Raw genomic sequence first — 17,852 nt, forward strand, 5'->3', positions numbered from 1 at the left:
TTTGGAGGCATTTTCCGGGCCGCACACCTCGTAGGGAGAATTGCGATATCGATCTTTCTTACAGAATTTCCCTTTGCGGCCAAGGTTTAATCCACGTGTTGACCGTTTCGAGTGATCGAATAAAATGTATTGCAGTTGCAATGCAAAGGAGCCGATGAATGAAATCCGCTTCCATACCGCCCTTGAGGGTTGATCCCGCCTTGCGCGCCGCTGCTGAAAGCGTGCTGCGAGAGGGCGAGACCTTGTCGGCATTTGTGGAAAGCTCGCTGCGTGCGCAGATTGAACACCGCCAAACGAAGGCCGAATTCATCGCTCGCGGTCTTGCTGCGCGGGAGGATGCGAGGAAAACTGGCGTGTATCACAGCGCTGACGACGTGCTGGGAATGCTGAAGGGCAAACTTGAAGCCGCAAAAGCGTCTAGACAAAAATGACCTTTGCCGTGCGTTACTCCAAAGGCGCGCTTGATGATCTCGAACGACTCTATGACTATCTTCTGGTAAGAGACATCGAGCTTGCGGAAAAAGCCTGTCAGGCGATCGCCAAGGCAACGGAATTTCTGGAGAATTTTCCGTTCAGTTGCCGCAAAGCGTCAGCGGACAATGCATTTCTCCGCGAACTCCTCATTCCTTTCGGCTCGTCCGGTTATGTCGCTCTATTCGAAATCGAGGACAGCGAGACGGTGACAATACTGGCGATCAGGCATCAGCGAGAGGAGGATTACCACTGATGCCCGCCCATCCTACCGATCGCTGGTCTCCCACCGCGGATTGATCCAGGGCTCCTGGTTCGAGCGTGCCAGCCTCGGCTTGCCGAGAATGTGGTCGGCCGCCTTCTCGCCGGTCATGATCGAAGGCCCGTTCAGGTTGCCATATGTCACATGCGGGAAGATCGAGCTGTCGGCGACACGCAGGCCGTCGACGCCGATGACGCGCGTGTCGGGATCGACCACCGCCATCGGATCGTCTTTCGAACCCATCTTGCAGGTGCCGCAGGGGTGATAGGCGCTTTCCAGATGTTCGCGCAGGAAGGCGTCGATCTCGTCGTCGGTCTGAACGTTCGGTCCGGGCTGGATTTCCGGTCCACGATATTCGTCGAAGGCCTTCTGCCCGAAGATCTCGCGGGTAAGGCGCACGCAGTGGCGGAACTTCTCCCAGTCTTCCGGATGGCTCATATAGTTGAAGCGGATAACGGGATCCGCCTTCGGGTCGGAAGAGCGCAGCGTGACGTTGCCGCGCGATTTCGATAAGTTGTAGCCGACATGCACCTGGAAGCCGTGGCTCTTGGCGGCCGCCTTGCCGTCATAGCTGATGGCGACGGGAAGGAAGTGATACTGGATGTCGGGCTGTTTGACGCCGGGCGCGGAGCGCAGGAAGGCGCAGGCCTCGAACTGGTTTGAGGTGCCGAGGCCCTTCTTGAAGAACAGCCATTGCGCGCCGGCAATCCCCTGCATGTACCAGGGAAGCCAGGAATAGAGCGACACCGGCTTCAGGCTGGTCTGCTGGAAATAGAATTCCATATGGTCCTGCAGGTTGGCGCCGACGCCCGGCCGGTCGGCCTTCACCTCGATCCCCATGTCGCGCAGATGCTGCCCAGGCCCGATGCCGGATAGCATCAGCAGCTTCGGAGAATTGAACGAGGAGGCGGAGACGATCACCTCGCGGTTTGCCTTAATGATCTCGATCTTGCCGTCCCGCTCGACTTCGACACCCGTCGCACGGCCATTTTCGATGACGATCTTGCGGGCGAAGCAGCGGATGAGCGTCGCGTTCGGCCGCTTCAGCGCAGGCTTGAGATAGGCTGTCGCCGCAGACCAGCGCCGGCCCATCCACGTCGTCTGCTCCATTAGGCCGAAGCCTTCCTGCTTGCTGCCGTTATAATCTTCCGTCGTCTCGAAGCCCGCCTGCTTGCCGGCTTCGATGAAGGCGTGGAACAATGGGTTGCGGGCATCGCCCCGGCGCACATGCAGTGGGCCATCCGTGCCGCGCCACCCCTCTTCGCCGCCGTGAGAATGCTCCATCCGCTTGAAGTAGGGCAGCACGTCAGCATAGGCCCAGCCTTGCGCGCCCAGCTCCTCCCAGCGATTGAAGTCTTCCGCATGGCCGCGCACATAGACCATGCCGTTGATCGAGGAGGAGCCGCCGATCACCTTGCCGCGCGGGGCGGTGATGCGTCGGTTGTTGAGCTGCGGTTCCGGCTCGGAGAGATAGCCCCAATTGTAACGGTCCATGCTCATCGGCCAGGCAAGGGCTGCCGGCATCTGGATGAATGGGCCGAAGTCGCTGCCGCCGAATTCCAGAACGATGACCGAATGCTTGCCGTCTTCCGACAGGCGGTAAGCCATGGCGGAGCCGGCTGAGCCTGAGCCAACGATGACGAAATCTGCTTGCATGACGATATGCTCCAAGTGGCAACAGGCGTAAATCGAAGGATATGCACCCTCCCCTTGAGGAGGAGGGGCGGCCGCAGGCCGGGGTGGGGTGATTGCTGCTATACGCGCTGCGGCTGGTCACCCCCACCCGCCGCTATGCGGCGACCTCTCCCCTCAAGGGGGAGGTGGATCAATAAGGCGCCTGCACCGGCCCCATGCCGACATAGACTGTCTTCAGTTCCGAATAATGCTCCAATGCGGCCAGTGAATTCTCGCGGCCGAAGCCGGATTGCTTGGAGCCGCCGAAGGGAATTTCGACCGGGCAGAGATTGTAGGTGTTGATCCAGAGCGTGCCGGCTTCGAGCTGGTCGACGACGCGGTGGGCGCGCGTGAGGTCGGCGGTAAAGACGCCGCCGGAAAGCCCGAATTCGGTGGCGTTGGCGCGGGCAATCACCTCGGCCTCGTCATCGAAGTCGAGCACGCACATGACTGGCCCGAAAATCTCCTCGCGGGCGATCGTCATATCGTCGGTGACGTCGGCAAACACGGTTGGCTGAATGTAATAGCCTTCGCCGGAGACATTGTTCGGGATGCCGCCGCCGGTCAGCAGCGTTGCGCCTTCGGCCTTGCCTTTTTCGATGTAGGACAGCACCTTTTCGCGCTGCGCCCAGGAGACCATAGGGCCGATCTGCGTCGCCTCGTCCATCGGGTCACCGATGAGCATGGCGTCTGTACGGCTCTTCAGGCGCTTCAGGAATTCGGACTTGATCTTACTGGAGACGAAGACGCGCGTGCCGTTCGAGCAGACCTGGCCAGTCGAATAGAAATTGCCGAGCATCGCGCCGCCGATGGCGCTGTCGATATCGGCATCGTCGAAGACGATCAGCGGCGACTTGCCGCCGAGTTCCATGGTGACATGTTTGAGGTTACCGGCCGCCGAAGCCGCCACCTTGCGGCCCGTCGGCACCGAGCCGGTCAGCGAAACCTTCGCCACATCAGGATGATTGACGAGCAGAGGCCCGGTTTCGCGGTCGCCCTGGATGACATTGTAAAGGCCCTTCGGCAGGCCTGCCTCAATAAGGATTTCGGCGATCTTAAGCGCGCCGAGCGGCGTGTTTTCCGAAGGCTTGAACACCATGGCGTTGCCGGCGACGAGGGCCGGCGCACCCTTCCAGCAAGCGATCTGCTGCGGGTAGTTCCATGCGCCGATGCCGACGCACACGCCGAGCGGCACCCGCTTGGTATAGGCGAAATCGCCGCCGAGCGGGATATAGGAGCCGTTGAGGCCGGCTGCCGCGATGCCGCCGAAGAATTCGAAACTGTCGGCGCCGGACGTGGGGTCGGCGACGATGGTTTCCTGGATCGGCTTGCCGGTATCCAGCGTTTCCAGTTCCGAAAGCTCGCGGTTACGTTCGCGCATGATCTCGGCGGCCCGCTTCAGGATGCGACCGCGCGCCGTCGGGCTCATGGCCGCCCATTCCGGCTGCGCACGCTTGGCACTGGCGATCGCCTTTTCTACGATGGCAGGCGTCGCTGCGTGCAGGCGGGCGATGACTTCGCCGGTCCCCGGATAGATGCTTTCGATAAGGGTGCCGTCGGTGTCCTCGACATATTCTCCGTCGATGAAATGCGAGGCTTTCGGTTGTGCGCGCATTATAGAACCCTCAATTCTTCGTAGGACACCATGACATGCTCTTGGAAAGCAGGCCGCTCGGTGAGGTTTTCGTAGTAGCGCTGCAGCCGCGGATGGGCAGGGCGCTGGATGTCGATGTCGAAATAGCGATAGAGAACGTGCCCGAATTGTATGTCCGCGAGCGTCAGATTATCGCCCGCAAGGAAGCGGTGCCGTCCGAACTGCGACTCGGCGATGTCTAGCTTCGCAGCGAGTGCTGCGACAGCCGCAACAATCGCCTTCTCATCACGCAGGGCAGGGGCAGTCCGCACCGCGCGCCAGAACACCGGGCCAGTGAAATTCAAGGCGATATTGATCTTCGCCCATTCGGCCCATTTATCGATCTGGGCGCGATGGCGCGCACTCTTCGGCCAGAAGGCATCCTCGCCATATTGCGTCGCGAGATAGCGCAGGATGGCGCCCGTTTCCCAAAGCGGCTCGTCATCACCATCGCGCAGCACCGGAACGGTGCCATTCGGGTTCATCGCCAGGAATTCGGGCGTGTCATTGACGCCATAGGTAAAGCCGGCATCGATGCGCTCATAGGCAAGGCCGAGCTCGCCGATGCACCACATCAGCGCCTGCACGTTGGATGACGATTTGCGGCCCCATACGGTCAGCATGGTCTCAGCCTTTCAGCGCGTTGAGGTGGGTCGTCAGATAATCTTCCGTCAGCGCGATCGACGCCTCGGTGCTGATCGGCGCGGATCTGAGGCCCTGGCGGATATAAAGCCCGTCGATCATGGCAGCTGCACCCTCGGCGATCCGCCCGGCGTCGCCGGCCGGGCACAGAGCCTTGAGATTGGCAACGAGATTTGAGTGCAGGCGGCGTGCGTAGATGACGAGAAAGCGCCGCGTCTCTTCCGAGCGTTGCGCTTCGGCGTAGAAGGCGAGCCAGGCGGCGATCGTTTCCGGCGCGAACTGATCGGCCTGGAAGCTGACGCGGATCACGGCGGAGAGCTTTTCGCGCGGCGTTTTCGCCTCTCGGAGCGCCGTCACGACGCTGTCGCGCAGCCGCTGTAGATGCACGCGGACGGTTTCGATCAGCAGCTGTTCCTTGCTGCCGAAGTAATGATGCGCAAGGGCGGGGGAAACGCCCGCCTGCTTGGCGATTTCGGACATGGTGACCGTAAGCGAGCCGTGATCGCCGATCACGCGCATCGCAGCATCCACCAGCGCCTTGCGGCGCACAGGCTCCATTCCGACTTTCGGCATTGCGTCAATCCCCAAGATTAAAGATGAGTGTATTTTTGATTGACTGATCAATCAATAAAAAAATCACGGGACCGGCATTCCCTGGCGAAAAATCCGCAACCTCTTTCCGCACAGCATTTCTGTGCCATACTTCCGAAGAGGAGGAGGTGCAGTCATGGTTGATATTCTTGATGAAGTTCCCCCATCCGCGATGCGCGGCAAATGGGGTTGGTTTGTCGGACTTGGCATATTGCTGCTGATCTGTGGTGGCATCGCCCTTGGCAATCTGTTCATCGCCACGGTGGCTTCCGTCTATTATGTCGGCATGCTGATGCTGATCGGCGGTATCGTGCATTTGGCCCATGCCTTTCAGGTGAGGGGTTGGGAGCATATCTTGTTCTGGGTGTTGAGCGGCCTGCTCTATACGGTTGCCGGTATCCTTGCCTTCGCCAATCCGCTGTTGACTTCCGAGGCATTGACGCTGTTCCTTGCCATCGCGCTCCTCATCGCCGGCACGTTCCGCGTCTGGGTCGGCCGCAAGCTGAAACCTGAGCGCGGCTGGGTTTGGATCGTCATCAGCGGTCTTGCGACTGCCGTTGCAGGCATCGCCATCGCTCTCGGCTGGCCGGTCAACAGCCTTTGGATCCTCGGCCTTTTCCTGGCTTTCGATCTGATCTTCCAGGGCTGGACGCTGGTGGTCTTCGGTCTCGTGCTCAGGCGGTAGTGCATCTCCCAAAAGGGGTAACGCACTGCTACTTTTTGACAAGAAGCGTGAGCGGCGTTACTCTTTGCGCCTCTGCCATATCAGGCAGAACGGCGTTGCGTTGATGTAACGGCAGTATCTTCATCTGGAAGTCCGCATGTCGAGGGACATGCTCGAAGAAACTGGTCGAAGCCGCGGAACATGATTCCAGACAAATTTCCGCTAGATAACGTCAAGGGAGGAATATCATGCCGATGGTAACGGTTTCCATCTCTCCGCTTCAGGCTGCCGGCATCCGGGCAGCGGTCGACACCGGCACCTATGCCTCGAGCAGCGAAGTCGTGCGGGAAGCTCTTCGCATGTGGGATGCGGCGCGCAAGCGCGGTGACATTTGCGAGGTGCCACGTGCCGCCAACGATGGCGGCGAGACGGCAAAGAGCGGCCGTTGCGTCGCCGATATGTTTGCCGATTACGAAGCAGAGCGGCACTCGAGCAATCAGCACTGAGCCCCGCTCGTCACGGCAGCCCTCGGCTGCCGTGCGCCGGGTCCGCGTCCCGGCGAATGGTTAATATTGCTTTACCATTCATGAAACTTTCACATAGGGGAAAGGTTTCGTTGACGCTTTATGGCGCAATCTTGGGTCGAAAACGCGGTAAATCCAAAGTTTTACTTAAATAAATTAGATTAGAATCCGCAAGTGGAGATGGGCATGTCCGTGACTGCCGCAGTCGAACCGGGCGTATTGCGCCGATATGCCAGCGACCAGATCGTCACTCTCGCCAAACTCGTCATCGAAAATGCATTCCAGCCGATCGTGGAGGCCGGTACGGGCGCCGTTTTCGGCTATGAATCCCTGATGCGCGGCCAGGAACGCATCGGTTTCGACAGCCCGGTCGACATTCTCGATGAGGCCGAGCGCACCGGCCAGCTTCTCGGGCTGGAGCAGATGGTCACGAGCCGCGCGCTGGCGAAGTTTGCCACCCTGCCCAATATTGCTACCACGACACTTTTCCTCAATCTGGATGTCCGGCTGATTGCGCAGGGCACGGCTTTGGTCGACGGCCTGTTGCAGCACATGAGAAAGGCCGGCATCGCGCCGTCCTCCGTCTGCTTCGAATTCTCCGAACGTTTCGACAATACCATCGTGCCGGAGTTTTCGGCGCTGGTTGCCAAGATGCGCAATGCCGGCTTCAAGCTCGCGATCGATGATTTCGGCGTCGGCCGTGGCGAGATGAAGTTGTTGTCCGATTATCCGGTCGACTATCTCAAGATCGACCGGCATTTCATCGTCGATATCGACCGCAGCGCCCGCAAGCGCCATATCCTGAGGAACCTCGTCAATATCGCCCATGTCCTCGGGACGCGCGTGATCGCGGAGGGCATCGAAACTGAGGCGGAGTTCGTGACCTGCCGCGAATTCGGCGTCGACCTCGTCCAGGGCTGGTTCATCGCCCGTCCGACGGTGCTGGTCAACGAGCTGAAGCAGAGCTTTCCGCATCTGCAGGATCTCGGTAAGGTCGCCCGCAACAGCCAGTCGCTCGATGAAATCCTCATCCGCAAGCAGATCGAAGTGCTGCCGACCATCCGCGAAAGCGACAGCATCGACAGTGTCTTCGAGCTCTTTCGCCGCAATCCGCGCCGGGCCTATTTCCCGGTCGTCAATGCCAATGACGAGCCGCGCGGCATCATCCACGAGTATCAGCTGAAGGAATATATCTATCAGCCTTTCGGCCGCGACCTGTTGAAGAACAAGGTCTATAAACGGTCGATCTCGCATTTCGTCGAAATGGCGCCGATCGTCGGGCTCGATTCCGATGCCGACACGCTGATGACGATCTTCGCCAACATGGAAAGCAGCGATTGCCTGATCGTCACCGAAGGCACGCATTATGCCGGCATCGTCTCCGCTGCCTCGCTCATCAAGGTCATCAACGAGAAGCAACTCAAGATCGCGCAGGACCAGAACCCGCTGACTGGCCTTCCCGGCAACAGGGCGATCCACGACTTCATGCAGAGCGCCGGCCGAGATGGCGATGAAATCAGGCATTTCTGTTATTGCGACTTCGATAATTTCAAGCCGTTCAACGATGCCTATGGCTTCCATCTCGGCGACCATGCCATCTCGTTGTTTGCGGCCCTGATGCGCCGCTATTTCTTTGCGGAGCGCCATTTCCTCGGTCATGTCGGCGGCGACGATTTCTTCATCGGTGTCACCGGCTGGAATATGCAGGAGCTTCGCGAGGTTCTGGACCGGCTGCTTGCCGATTTCCACGCCGACGTCCGCGAGCTCTATTCGGTGGAGGATCGTGCCGCGGGTCGCATTCGCGGCCACGACCGCAGTGGCGCCGAGACCGAGTTCCCGCTGATGCGCTGCTCGATCGGCATCCTGCAACTGCCGGAGGGGCTGGTGATCGACAATATCAGCCGGGTCAGCACCTCCATTGCGGGTATCAAGGCGAAGGCAAAGGAAAGCGCCATGGGCGTGGCATTCCTCGGCTTGGCCGAGACGAATTGACGCCCTCCGGCACTCGGTCCTTTTCAAGCGCTTTGCGCTAAACTATCTCCACTGCTTTGCTGGGAGAGGAGATAGCGCCATGCCCTTGCCGTCTGAAATGCGTTTCGTGGATTTGCCGTCCTTTGGCGGACCAGAGGTCATGACAATCGCCCGAAAGCCTCTGCCGGTCTTGAAGCCGGGCGAGATCCTGGTCCGTGTCGAGGCCGCCGGCGTCAATCGGCCGGATGTGGCGCAACGGCAGGGCACCTATCCTCCGCCGAAGGATGCAAGCCCGATCCTGGGCCTTGAGATATCGGGCGAAGTGGTCGATGTCGCGCCCGGCGTGACGGAGTTTTCGATCGGCAACAAGGTTTGCGGCCTCGCCAATGGCGGCGGCTATGCCGAATATTGCGCTCTTCCCGCTGGCCAGGCGTTGCGCTTCCCGAACGGCTATGACGCCGTGCGTGCTGCGGCCATCCCTGAGACGTTCTTTACGGTCTGGGCCAATCTCTTCCAAATGGCGGGCCTCACCGAAGGCGAAAGCGTGCTGATCCACGGCGGCTCCAGCGGCATCGGCACGACGGCGATCCAGCTTGCCCGCGCTTTCGGCGCGACCGTTTATGCGACCGCCGGATCGAAAGAAAAATGCGAGGCTTGCGAGAAGCTCGGCGCCAAGCGGGCGATCAATTATAAAGAAGAGGATTTCGCCGAGGTCATCAAGGCCGAGACGGAACATGGCGTCGATATCATCCTCGACATGATCGGCGCCGCCTATCTGGAAAAGAACCTCGCTTCGCTTGCCCGCGATGGCTGCCTTTCCATCATTGCTTTCCTTGGCGGCGCGGTTGCGGAAAAGGCCAACCTTGCGCCGATCATGGTCAAGCGGCTGACCGTGACCGGTTCGACTATGCGCCCGCGCACGGCTGAGGAAAAGCGGGCCATCCGCGACGACCTCCTGTCCCAAGTCTGGCCGCTGTTTGACGAGGGCACGGTTGCCCCCGTTATCTATCGGACCTTTTCTTTCGACGATGTAGTCGAGGCGCATCGATTGATGGAAACCAGCGATCACATCGGCAAGATCATGCTGCAGCTGGCTTGATCGTCAGCGACAGGACGACGGCGATAAGGCCGGGTATGGCCATCAGCGCATAGAGCCATGTTGCGGCAGAGAGGCCGCCGGCAATGCCACCCGGATGGGTCAGGCCCGCTCCATTGACGATGACGCCGGCGAGCGCTGCACCGAATGCGCCGCCCAGCGACTGTGTCATCGAGATCGCCGCCGAGGCCTTGTCTTGTTCGGTCCTGCGGGCGATGCCAATGATCCTGGTTACAAGATGCGCCCAGCCGAGACCGACGCCGAATCCCATCAGGAACATGGCGATCACGGCCGGCGCGAACCTGACGATGGTGTCGAAGGGCGTATTCGTTGCCAGGAACGGGATCAGCGATGCGGTTGCGGCCGTTTCCAGAATGCAGCCACTGACGATGGCGATGGCCGCTGGCCGACCTGAGAAAGAGTTGCTGAAGAAGGCCGCGATGGTCCAGCCGAGCGCTACCAGCGCCACGAGATAGCCTGAGACTAGCGGCGTTACGCCATGGAGCGTCTGCAGGAAATAGGGGATATAGATGTCGCTCGTCAGCACCAGCATCATCGTGAATATCGTCAGGTAGAGCCGCGCGATGGGGTTGCTGAGCATGACGGCGCCATAGGGCAGGAGGCGCACTTCGCTCTTGCGCTCGATCAGCGCCATCGTTGCGACGAGCACGATCGAAGCTGCGATCAGCATCATCTTGTAGGATCCATCTTCGATCGTGCCGGCAATGCTCACGAATAGAACTGCGGCAATCAGAAGTATGATCTGGATCAGCGGCGTTCTGGTGTCGATCCGATCGTCCGCGACATCGGGCAGCAGCCAGCGCCCCGAGAGCGCCATGAGGACAGCCACCGGGACGAGGATGAGAAAGGCCTCCCGCCAGGCGCTCCCTGCGGCGAAGAGGCCGCCGAGCGTCGGCCCGAGCACGGTCGCTACACCCCAGATGGCAGCGTAGAGCGTAGAGGCCCTGCGCCACAGGGGTTCCGGATAGATGAAACGAATGAAGGCATAGGCGAGGCCGGACAGCATGCCGGAGCCGTATCCCTGAACGGCGCGACCGATCAGCAGCACCGGCATGGTCGGTGCGATGGCGCAAGCGAGGCTGCCGACGCCGAAGATGAGCGCCGCTGCAACATAGACGGCACGCAAGCCTATTCCCTTCGGCCGGGTCGCAACCGTGATCGAGCCGAGCACGCCTGCGGCGACGAAAAGCGTCGTCATCCACGAGAACAATTCGAGGCCGCCGATATCGCGGACGATCGAGGGCGCAATCGTGGCGGTGATGTAGGATTCGACGGCATAAAGCGTGACGCCTCCGCCCAGCATCAGTGTCGCGGGCAGAAGTTTTGGCGAGAACAGCGTGAAGATTGAGACTGATTTGAGGGGAGCGGTGGTTTCGATGCTGGACATCGGGCAATCCTCGGTATTTTCCCTAGCGCTTGATTATTTTCCAAGTTATAATTTGGAAAATTACATCCTTGTCGGATTAAAACAAGAGAAAACTTGGAAAAATGCGTCAGTCACCTGCCAATCGAATTCTGATCCTGTTGAAAACCGACGGGCCGCAGCTGGCAGCGGCCGTCGGCGATGCGCTCGGCATATCGTCGGAAGCAGCCCGTCAGCAGCTGACGAAGATGGCGGAGGAAGGGTTGGTCGAGCCTGTAGCGGAAGCTTCCGTCGGCAGAGGCAGACCGCGCCAGTTCTGGCATCTGACGGCGGTCGGCAATCGGCAGTTTCCCGATGGCCATGCAGATCTGACCGCCACCCTCCTTGCCACCATGGCCAGCCAACTGGGGCAGGGGGCCGTCGATGCTGTCATCTCGGCACGCGAAACGGAGACGCTTCGGCGCTATCGCAGCGAAATCGATTTGACGGCCGATCTGCCCTCACGAGTCGCGAGCCTTGCTGCCATCCGCACCCAGGAAGGCTATATGGCCGATCACTGGCAGGACGATGACGGTTCGCTGGTGCTGGTGGAGAACCATTGTCCCATCTGCGCCGCCGCATCTGCCTGTGCCGGCTTCTGTCGATCGGAGCTGGAGACTTTTCGCATGGTGCTCGGCGCTGATGTCGAACGGGAGGAGCATATTCTGCTCGGCGCCCGGCGTTGCGCCTACAGGATCCGCGACGCGGCCTGAGAGATCGCTTTTCGATGCTGCCCGCCGGCATCGGCGATTGGCAATGCAGAATGCAGCGGCTATCACTGGCCGTCTAGCAAAATCAAAGGCTGCGTCCCTCATGTCCAATCCCGTCTGCGTCGAAGTCACCCGTGGCAATCTGGTTGAGAGCCGCCATCGCGGTTCCATCGTTGCGGTCGATGGCGGTGGCAAGTTGGTCTTCTCGCTCGGCGATATCGAAAGCGGCGTCTTTCCGCGCTCTGCCTGCAAGGCGATGCAGGCCCTGCCGCTGGTCGAAAGCGGTGCTGCCGACGCTTATGGCTTCGGTGACAAGGAATTGGCGCTCGCCTGCTCCTCCCACAATGGCGAGGATGAACATGTAGCACTTGCCGCCTTGATGCTGGCCCGCGCCGGCCGCGATGTCGGCACGCTCGAATGCGGCGCGCACTGGTCCTCCGACCTGAAAACAACAATCCGTCAGGCCCGCACCATTGAGACGCCGACGGCGCTGCATAACAATTGTTCCGGCAAGCATGCCGGCTTCGTCTGCGCCTGCTGTCATCAGGACATCGATCCCAAGGGCTATGTCGGCTATGACCATCCGCTGCAGCAGCAGATCCGCGAGATGATGCAGAGCCTGACCGGCGCTATTCTGGCGCACGACAATTGCGGCACGGATGGCTGCTCGATACCGACCTATGCCGTGCCGCTCAAGGGACTGGCGCATGGCTTTGCCAAGATGGCGACCGGCATTGGCCTGGAGCCGCTGCGCGCCAAGGCGTCACACCGGTTGTTCGAGGCATGCATGGCCGAACCCTTCTACGTTGCCGGCACCGACCGCGCCTGCACCAGGCTGATGCAGATTGCCCCCGGCCGCATCTTCGCCAAGACCGGCGCCGAGGGCGTATTTTGCGCCGCTATCCCCGAGGAGGGCATTGCTATCGCGCTCAAATGCGACGATGGCAACAGCCGTGCCGCCGAAGTCATGGTGGCCGCAACCTTGGCCCGCTTCTTCGAGAAGGACGGCGCGGTTCATGCCGGCCTGATGGCGATGGCCGACCGATCCTTCAAGAACTGGAACGGCATTCATGTCGGCGATATCAGGCCGGCAGCGGCGTTGACGGCATAGGTTACTCTTCGCTTCAGCCGCTCATTTTCTGAGCTGGTACATGGTGTCGGACGACCTTGTATTCCTGCCAGATGAGAACCATGACGACGAGGTCGAAGATGGTCAGGATGATGAGCCCGATGCCATGCGTGTCGGTGAAGCGATAAAGCTGGTAGACGATGAAAACGCCCAGGGCGACCAGCGATGCCGGATAGGCCCACATCTTGCCCCGGAGCAGGCCGATGACCAGCAGTACCTTCACCAGCCCATGACTCAAGAGGTAATAGGCATAGAAATTCTTGGTGCTGACCGAGAAATCCTGTGCCCATGTGAGCAGATGGGTCGCGATGAAATCATGCGGGTCGTCGAGCAGCTCGGGCTGAGTGATCCGGTTAGCCAGCCGAAGGATCGACTCGGTACTGACGAGCGCGAGCACAAGGCCGCCGAGGCATTCGATCAGGGCATGTGCGCCCTTCAACAGGACGCTGATTTCGAAGAGCTGATGAATGCGTCGTTCGTTCATGGGCGATCACAACCTCTGGGGCCTATTCAGGTAGGCTTGATCGGCGGCGACGACAAGACATACCGATCTCCGGTCGCCGGTCAGGCCAGGAAGATCGGCACGTCCATATCTCGATAGGGTGTCAGGCTCTCCTCCGGAATATCGGACGGCACGACCACGCCGGAGACGCCTGTCAATGGAAGGATCTGGCATGGAGAGGCCGCATCGAGCTTCTCGGTTGTCACCAGTACGTAGGTGTCTGCCGAGCAATGGGCGATATGCCGCTTGATGGCCGCCTCCTCGAAATCGCCGGTCGAAAAGCCGCGGGCGGGATGGATGGCGGTGACGCCCAGAAAGAAGATGTCGGTCCTTATCGATGCGATGGCCGCCATGGCGGCAGCACCCGTCGCAACCATCGAATGCTTATAGAGCTTACCACCGATCAGGATCACCTCGGCCAAAGGATGATGCTCCAGCTCGCCAGCAATCGTAGGGCTGTGCGTGACGATGGTGACGGCAAGGTCTTTCGGAAGCTGCCGGGCGATCTCGGCATTGGTGGTGCCGCCGTCGAGAAATACGGTCTGGCCCGGCTGGATCATCTTGGTTGCATAGGCACCAAGCCGGCGCTTCGCATCGGATGAAACCGCCTGCCGCGCGGTGAAATCGGGTAACTCAGGTGACAGCGGCAATGCGCCGCCGTGCACGCGCTTCAGCAGCTTCTCCGTTGCCATTTCCCGCAGATCCCGGCGGATCGTGTCTTCGGACAGATCCAGTTCGTCGGCCAGAACCTTGGCGATCACTTGGCCGTCCCGGCGCAATCTGTCGAGGATGAGGGCTTTGCGTTGGCTGGTCAGCATGTCGATGCTCTGCACGATATATCACGAATAATCATGAATTTATCAGAATCGATTCGACATTCAAGAAAATATGCGCATATTCGTGCAAATTCCTGCAGGAAGCAGGTATTCAGAATGGAGGCATGACATGTTGATTCTGATTGCGGGACCCTATCGCTCCGGCACCGGCGATGATCCGAAGAAGATGGCCGAAAACCTCAAGCGCCTTGAGGAGCCGTCCTATGCCCTGTTCAAGGCAGGCCATCTCCCGATGATCGGCGAATGGGTCGCCCTGCCGGTCTGGCATGCCGCCGGCGGCAAGAGCATCGGCGACGATCTCTATGAAGAGATCTTCCATCCGACAGCCGGCCGCCTGCTGCAGCTTTGCGAGGGTGTTCTCAGGTTGCCGGGTGATTCCAAGGGCGCCGATAATGATGTCCGCATTGCCCGCGAGCGCGGCATTCCCGTTTGGTACGGGCTGGAAGACGTGCCGGGCTGCGCCTGAGATCAACCGCCCATCCCCATTGAGCCAGCCAATGGGGATGGGGATATCGGCGTGATCGATCAAAACCTTTTGTAGCGCCCATCAGCATCAACCACTTCCGTATCGGCCCGGTTCGCTTTAGCTTCCTTGCAGAATTCAATTAAGGAACGGAACATGCTGACATTCTATTATGCGCCCGGAAGCTGCGCGCTCGCCAGTCTCATCGCCCTGGAAGAATCCGGCCTCGCCTACGAGCCCCGACGCCTCAACCTCGCCAACGGCGATCAGCGCCAGCCGGATTATCTGGCCATCAATCCCAAAGGTCGCGTTCCGGCCCTGGTGACCGATCGTGGCGTCCTTACCGAGAATATCGCGATCATGGCCTATATCGCCCAGATCGCACCGGCCGCGAAGCTGGCACCGCTCGACGACCCCTTCGAATTCGCGCAGATGCAATCCTTCAACAGTTACATCGTCTCCACCGTTCATGTGAATCATTCGCACAAGGGACGTGGCTACCGCTGGACCGACGATGCCGCCGCCATCGAGACAATGAAGGCCAAGGTGCCGCAGACCATGACCGAAAGCTTCGCCTTGATCGAGGATAAGATGCTGAAGGGCCCCTGGGTGATGGGCGAGCAATATACCGTCGCAGACGGCTATCTCTTTACCATGGAGAAGTGGCTGCCGGGAGACAATGTCGATATCAAGCAGTTCCCCAAGGTCAGCGCGCATTATCAGCGTATGCTCGAGCGCCCGGCCGTTCAGAAGGCGCTTGCCGTCGAACAGGGCTGATCGATCAGCCGAACATTGCCAGAAGTTTTTTCGGGGCGCGGTATCGCCACGCCTCGACTAAGCGCAGCTCCAGTTCCTCGTCGCCGATCGCGGCGATGCGCAACGGTAGTGATGGCCAGCCGACATAGTGATCCGTCTGGAAATAGATCTCCGGCGCCATTTCCATCAGCTGTTCCTTACGGTCGACCGGCAGCGACAGCACGATGGTCTCGTTATTCTTGACGGTCACGAACGCCTTGCCGCCGACTTTGAAGGCCGGCAGTCATAATGAAGGCCAGGTTCGACCTCGAGCAGCCTGGCTTGCGCCACCAGCCGCTGCAATCGTTCTGCTATGGCGTCCATACCTACGTTCGATGTCATGCGCGTTTGAGTGCCATGATTAACTCTCTTATGCGCATTCCTTGGGCTGAATGGTCCGCTTGTCCAGAGGCCGCCCCAGGTTTTCCGGCATCAGCGGCAGATCGGCCAATTCTTCCAGCGACATGGCCGCAAGCATGGGATGCTGCAACGGATCGCTGTCCGATTTGCGATCTTCTTCGAGATGATGATTGAAGAAAAGCTTCAAGATCGACATGGCATGCCTCCCTGGGTGCTCGCATCGATGCAACCATGAGGGAATCAGCCGAGCGAGCGACGGCGGTCTTCAATTTCATGGTGCAATAATCGCGCGAATATGCGCGCGATGCAATTGAGAATGCGGGGATGCTGATATAGATATTCTACAATGAGAAACCTCAACAACGTTCACTTGAATGGCTTGCGCGCGCTGGAGGCGGTCGGGCGCCTCGGTTCGCTGCAGGCAGCCGCCGATGAACTCGGCGTGACGGTCGGTGCGGTCAGCCAGCAGGTCATCAAGGCCGAGGCGCAACTCGGTCGGCCGCTGTTCGAGCGGACGCCTAAGGGGATGACGGTGACGGCATCGGGACTGGCGGTGCTGGCAAGGCTGGGCGAGGGATTTCAGGCGCTTTCGGCGGCAATCGCGCTTGCGCAGCATAAGGATGAGAACATCCTCACCATTTCGGTGGCACCGGTCTTTGCGGCGCGCTGGCTAGTGCACCGGCTCGATCGCTTCGCCAGCCGTCATCCCGATATTCGGCTGCGCATCGATGCCACCACGCGGCTCATCAATCCCGCGACGTCGGATGTCGATATCGGCATTCGGGTCGGCAATGGGCAATGGCCCGGCGTCAAGGCCGAGCTGCTACTGGCCCAGGAGGTGTTCCCGGTCGTTACGCCGCAGATTGCCGCCATGCTTCGGGAGCCTGCCGATATACTGAAAGTCCCCGCCGTCATCGACGGACATGCGATGTTCGGCTGGGAGGTGTGGCTGCGCGAGGCCGGGCTCCCGGGCCATTGCATGGAAGAGCGTCACATCTTCAACGACGCGTCGCTCTGTCTGGATGCGGCCATAGCGGGGCAAGGGGTGATGCTCGCCTGGCAGACGCTGGCTGCCTATGCCCTCCAGCAGAAATGCCTCGTCGATCCCTTCGGCATCCGCGTAAAGACGGGCTTCGGCCATTATTTCGTCACGGCCGAAGGCGTGCGTGAGCCGAAGAAGGTCACCGCCTTCAAGGCCTGGATCCGTGAGGAAATGGAAGAGAGCATGCGTCTCTTCCAATAATGTCAGACCGGCTCCTTGCCGCGGGTCGCCTGCATGGCCTTGTAGGCGTCGCGCGACTGGCAACGCTCGATCCAGGCCTTCATCTTCGGGCGAGCGTCGAACAAGTCCTGCTCGGTCTGAGCATAGCGCAGCACTTCGGCCAGGTTGAGGTCGGCGGCGGTAAAGCGATTGCCGACGAGATAGTCCTGGTTTTGCAGGTGCTTTTCGAGCACGTCGAGTGGTTTCTTCAGCGAGCGGCAGGCGACTGCGATCCCGGCCTTGCCTGCGTCGCTATTTTCCTGCGCATTGTCATAGATGCGAACCAGCGCGACGCTATAGGGTTCGACTTCCGTCGCCGCCCACATCGTCCACATAGACATCAGTCCTTCTTCCTCTACCGTCTTGCCAGCCAGCGGGCCGCCATATTTGCGTGCGAGATAGAGGTTGATGGCGAGCGACTCATGCATCGCGAGATCGCCATCCTTGATGCAGGGGATCATGCCCATCGGATTGACCGCCAGAAACTCCGGCGACATCGTGTTGATTGGCGCATCGGCAGCGAGCGGATTGGCAAGCCGGCTGGCCTGGATGACAGGCACGGATTTGAACTCAAGGCCGAGCTCCTCGGCCATCCAGTAATTGCGCGAGGCGCGCGAGCGATAGACACCGTAGATCGTCAGCATATGGGTCTCCCAGATTCGAGTCGGCGCGACCTTATTGGGCAGCTTGGGCGAGTAAAAGACCCTGCCGCTGATATCTGCGATGAAAGCTCGTGATGGATGGCGGATGGCTAGCGCCGAGCAAGCACGAAAATATCCGCCAGCCCGTCTAAATCTTTGCAAATCATGCTGCCGAGGCCTAGCCTTCGTTCAGAAATTAGCGTC

The 17,852-nt window shown here is 60.0% G+C and carries 20 protein-coding genes and 1 pseudogene; 11 read left to right on the forward strand and 10 right to left on the reverse strand.

Annotated elements, in window-relative coordinates:
* Positions 1-158 precede the first annotated feature (158 nt).
* Entirely contained in the window at positions 159-431 is a 273-nt protein-coding gene (locus I8E17_RS02960) for a YlcI/YnfO family protein (RefSeq protein ID WP_069613823.1), read from the forward strand.
* Complete coding sequence (locus tag I8E17_RS02965; RefSeq protein ID WP_069613824.1) at positions 428-727, forward strand: type II toxin-antitoxin system RelE/ParE family toxin; 300 nt, start codon at positions 428-430, stop codon at positions 725-727. The genes I8E17_RS02960 and I8E17_RS02965 overlap by 4 nt, the downstream gene beginning before the upstream one ends.
* Positions 728-739: 12 nt before the next feature.
* Here I8E17_RS02965 and betA read toward each other — a convergent pair whose 3' ends face one another.
* The 4 genes from betA to betI all read right to left on the reverse strand — a co-directional run bounded on the left by betA (position 740) and on the right by betI (position 5,255).
* On the reverse strand, positions 740-2,389 hold the full coding sequence (gene betA, locus I8E17_RS02970) for a choline dehydrogenase (protein WP_069613875.1): 1,650 nt from the start codon (positions 2,387-2,389) through the stop codon (positions 740-742).
* 169 nt (positions 2,390-2,558) lie between these two features.
* Positions 2,559-4,022, reverse strand: a complete 1,464-nt coding sequence (gene betB / locus I8E17_RS02975) for a betaine-aldehyde dehydrogenase (RefSeq protein WP_069613825.1) — start codon at positions 4,020-4,022, stop codon at positions 2,559-2,561.
* Positions 4,022-4,663 (reverse strand): glutathione S-transferase family protein, encoded by a 642-nt coding sequence (locus I8E17_RS02980; protein ID WP_069613826.1) that lies wholly within the window; start codon positions 4,661-4,663, stop codon positions 4,022-4,024. Before I8E17_RS02980 ends, betB begins: the two co-directional genes overlap by 1 nt.
* Before the next feature lie 4 nt (positions 4,664-4,667).
* Positions 4,668-5,255 carry a transcriptional regulator BetI gene (gene betI / locus I8E17_RS02985; RefSeq protein ID WP_069613827.1) on the reverse strand — a complete coding sequence of 196 codons (588 nt, stop codon included), beginning with the start codon at positions 5,253-5,255 and terminating at the stop codon, positions 4,668-4,670.
* 154 nt (positions 5,256-5,409) lie between these two features.
* On the opposite strand from betI, the gene I8E17_RS02990 reads away from it, so the two are divergent.
* The 4 genes from I8E17_RS02990 (at position 5,410) to I8E17_RS03005 (ending at position 9,531) form a co-directional block, all read left to right on the forward strand.
* Entirely contained in the window at positions 5,410-5,958 is a 549-nt protein-coding gene (locus I8E17_RS02990) for an HdeD family acid-resistance protein (protein ID WP_069613828.1), read from the forward strand.
* Between the two features lie 227 nt (positions 5,959-6,185).
* The gene (locus tag I8E17_RS02995; protein ID WP_069613829.1) at positions 6,186-6,443 is read left to right on the forward strand and encodes a type II toxin-antitoxin system ParD family antitoxin; all 258 of its coding nucleotides are present in this window, start codon (positions 6,186-6,188) and stop codon (positions 6,441-6,443) included.
* A gap of 204 nt (positions 6,444-6,647) precedes the next feature.
* Positions 6,648-8,453 carry an EAL domain-containing protein gene (locus I8E17_RS03000; protein WP_069613830.1) on the forward strand — a complete coding sequence of 602 codons (1,806 nt, stop codon included), beginning with the start codon at positions 6,648-6,650 and terminating at the stop codon, positions 8,451-8,453.
* A 79-nt stretch (positions 8,454-8,532) separates the two neighbouring features.
* Positions 8,533-9,531: an NAD(P)H-quinone oxidoreductase gene (locus I8E17_RS03005; protein ID WP_069613831.1), complete on the forward strand. Its 999-nt coding sequence runs from the start codon at positions 8,533-8,535 to the stop codon at positions 9,529-9,531.
* On the opposite strand, the gene I8E17_RS03010 is transcribed toward I8E17_RS03005, so the two are convergent.
* Positions 9,512-10,936, reverse strand: coding sequence for an MFS transporter (locus I8E17_RS03010; protein WP_113366904.1), 1,425 nt, complete (start codon positions 10,934-10,936; stop codon positions 9,512-9,514). The two genes, I8E17_RS03005 and I8E17_RS03010, sit on opposite strands and share 20 nt — an antisense overlap.
* 101 nt (positions 10,937-11,037) lie before the next feature.
* On the opposite strand from I8E17_RS03010, the gene I8E17_RS03015 reads away from it, so the two are divergent.
* Both I8E17_RS03015 and I8E17_RS03020 read left to right on the forward strand, forming a co-directional pair.
* Positions 11,038-11,664, forward strand: a complete 627-nt coding sequence (locus I8E17_RS03015) for a metalloregulator ArsR/SmtB family transcription factor (protein WP_069613833.1) — start codon at positions 11,038-11,040, stop codon at positions 11,662-11,664.
* Positions 11,665-11,764: 100 nt separating this feature from the next.
* Positions 11,765-12,772, forward strand: a complete 1,008-nt coding sequence (locus I8E17_RS03020) for an asparaginase (protein ID WP_069613834.1) — start codon at positions 11,765-11,767, stop codon at positions 12,770-12,772.
* A gap of 13 nt (positions 12,773-12,785) precedes the next feature.
* On the opposite strand, the gene I8E17_RS03025 is transcribed toward I8E17_RS03020, so the two are convergent.
* Together I8E17_RS03025 and I8E17_RS03030 are read right to left on the reverse strand one after the other, a co-directional pair.
* Positions 12,786-13,274: a DUF2127 domain-containing protein gene (locus I8E17_RS03025; RefSeq protein ID WP_069613835.1), complete on the reverse strand. Its 489-nt coding sequence runs from the start codon at positions 13,272-13,274 to the stop codon at positions 12,786-12,788.
* Positions 13,275-13,354: 80 nt separating this feature from the next.
* Positions 13,355-14,110, reverse strand: coding sequence for a DeoR/GlpR family DNA-binding transcription regulator (locus I8E17_RS03030; protein WP_069613876.1), 756 nt, complete (start codon positions 14,108-14,110; stop codon positions 13,355-13,357).
* A 127-nt stretch (positions 14,111-14,237) separates the two neighbouring features.
* Between I8E17_RS03030 and I8E17_RS03035 the strand changes: the two genes are divergently transcribed.
* Together I8E17_RS03035 and I8E17_RS03040 are read left to right on the forward strand one after the other, a co-directional pair.
* A complete protein-coding gene (locus tag I8E17_RS03035) occupies positions 14,238-14,594 on the forward strand; it encodes a DUF4406 domain-containing protein (protein WP_069613836.1) in 357 nt (118 codons plus the stop codon).
* Between the two features lie 153 nt (positions 14,595-14,747).
* Positions 14,748-15,368, forward strand: coding sequence for a glutathione S-transferase N-terminal domain-containing protein (locus I8E17_RS03040; RefSeq protein WP_069613837.1), 621 nt, complete (start codon positions 14,748-14,750; stop codon positions 15,366-15,368).
* A gap of 4 nt (positions 15,369-15,372) precedes the next feature.
* Here I8E17_RS03040 and I8E17_RS03045 read toward each other — a convergent pair.
* A pseudogene (locus I8E17_RS03045) lies at positions 15,373-15,728 on the reverse strand (MmcQ/YjbR family DNA-binding protein).
* 28 nt (positions 15,729-15,756) lie between these two features.
* Entirely contained in the window at positions 15,757-15,942 is a 186-nt protein-coding gene (locus I8E17_RS03050; protein ID WP_069613838.1) for a hypothetical protein, read from the reverse strand.
* Between the two features lie 150 nt (positions 15,943-16,092).
* Between I8E17_RS03050 and I8E17_RS03055 the strand changes: the two genes are divergently transcribed.
* Positions 16,093-16,989 (forward strand): LysR substrate-binding domain-containing protein, encoded by an 897-nt coding sequence (locus I8E17_RS03055; RefSeq protein ID WP_069613839.1) that lies wholly within the window; start codon positions 16,093-16,095, stop codon positions 16,987-16,989.
* Positions 16,990-16,991: 2 nt separating this feature from the next.
* Here the strand turns inward: I8E17_RS03055 and I8E17_RS03060 are convergent, their stop codons facing one another.
* Complete coding sequence (locus I8E17_RS03060) at positions 16,992-17,651, reverse strand: glutathione S-transferase family protein (RefSeq protein WP_069613840.1); 660 nt, start codon at positions 17,649-17,651, stop codon at positions 16,992-16,994.
* Positions 17,652-17,852 lie beyond the last annotated feature (201 nt).

The sequence above is a fragment of the Rhizobium sp. AB2/73 genome (assembly GCF_020871915.1).
GTDB classification, from domain to species: domain Bacteria; phylum Pseudomonadota; class Alphaproteobacteria; order Rhizobiales; family Rhizobiaceae; genus Rhizobium; species Rhizobium dioscoreae.